Source organism: Stieleria sp. (assembly GCF_041595215.1).
Taxonomy (GTDB): Bacteria; Planctomycetota; Planctomycetia; order Pirellulales; family Pirellulaceae; genus Stieleria; species Stieleria magnilauensis.
On record NZ_JBFHKV010001415.1, the window covers coordinates 1 to 1,767 of the forward strand.

Sequence of the window (1,767 nt, forward strand, 5' to 3'; positions counted from 1 at the left end):
GATCGATGTCTTGATCAACAAGGCCGACATGGCCGCCGCGGCCGATCAATTCGAACAGCTTGCCGAACAAGATCCCGACAACCCCGACTACTTGCTTCGATGGGGACAGACCCTGCTGGAAGACGACACGCGGCCACTCGCGGCGCGACGAATCGCCGCCGCCGCGGTGTGGCAACGGCTGGCGGATCGCCGCAAGGATGACGCCGTCACGCTGTCCCAGATCGCCGATCGCATGCGTGCAATCGATCGCAAAGAAGACGCCATTGGGCTGTACGAGCAAGCCATCAAAGTGGAACCCGATTCACCACAGTATCGAGAGTACCTGGGTGAATACCTTTATCGGTTGGGCCGAAAAGACGAAGCGATCGAGACCTGGAATTCGATCGCCGAGGGTGATCGACGCGGTCGAGACTCACTGGTCCGCCTCGCCGAAATCTTCGCCACCTTCAAAGAAGACGAACGGTCCCTGACGGCTTGGCGAGAGGCATCGGAACTGGATCTGACGTTTCCCCAAGAATTGCGGTTCGCGCAAAAACTGCGCGACGCCAAACAATTCGACGAAGCGATCTCTCGGCTCGATGCGGCGGCGAACATCGCCGAGACGCCCGACGAGCAGGAACAGCTGCTGAAAGATCGGATCGCGACGTTTCAGCAAGCCGGAACCCTGGATCAACAAATCGCACTGCGACAAGCCGCCGAGCCGACCGTCGAAAACTTGCGAACCCTGGCCATGATGCATGCCGCAGCGAGCCAATTGGCCGATGCCGAGGCGGCGATCCGCGGCGCGATCGAACAACAACCCGATGACCCGAACGTGTTGTTGGTCGCCGCGGAAATCTCCGAACGCCAGAATCGTTTCGCCGATGCCGCGGCAACCTTCCAAAAACTGGCTCGCGTCGACGTTCGCTTTCAGACCAATTATCTGCAACGCGTCGCGGATCTACAGATGCGGTTGGGCCAAGTCGACCAAGCGATGCAGACCTGTGACGCGTTGATCGACGCCAATCCGGCAAGCCCGGAATCGTACCAGTTTCTGGCGCGGCTGGCCTTGCGAGCCGGACGCGACGACCAGGCTTTCACGGCGCTGCGGCGTGCGATGAACGTCGCACCGCGTGACAACGGCCCCCGCCGCATGCTCGCCTCGGCCTTCGCGGACCGCTACCGCACCGAAGAAGCGGTTGAGCTGTATTGGCAAGCGATGCGTTATGAATCCGAAGCGGACGCCCGAATCGCGTTGGTCAAACGATTGGCACCACTCTACGACCGCCAGAACGAGATGGACGCGTTGATCGAGCGGATCGACCAAATGGTACGCGACGACGTCGACGAGCGTACGGTCCAACTGATGGTCGCGGCGGGGCACGAAGCGGTTCAGGATTTCGGAGCCGCGCGACAAGCCATCGATCGCCTGCTGGCCGCCCAGCCGCGTGATGTCTCGCTTCTTGAAACGATGGTCCGCTTGAGTGACGCGGCCGACGAGGTCGTGGTGGCCGCCGAATTCCAAGAACGCGTCGTCGCGATCGCCGACACCCCCGAGAACCGTTTCAAACTGGTTCAACTGCAGCTTGACGCCGGCATGATCGACATCAAGTCGGCGCTCAGCGACCGAATCTCCCTGGCCGCCGATCCGACCCGGTTGGGATCGATGATCCGCTCGGCGGTTCGTCGAAGTGATCGGTCGACGGCGCTCGCGATCTGCGAAGAAGCCGTCCGCCGGGATCCCGGTTTGTGGGACGTCAAACTGATGCTCGCGCAGTTGTTGCTGTA

General features: G+C 61.4%; 1 protein-coding gene. It reads left to right on the forward strand.

Features of this window, described 5'->3' with window-relative positions:
• A partial coding sequence (locus tag ABX749_RS31735; protein WP_372899563.1) for a tetratricopeptide repeat protein occupies positions 1-1,767 on the forward strand: 1,767 nt, incomplete at both ends.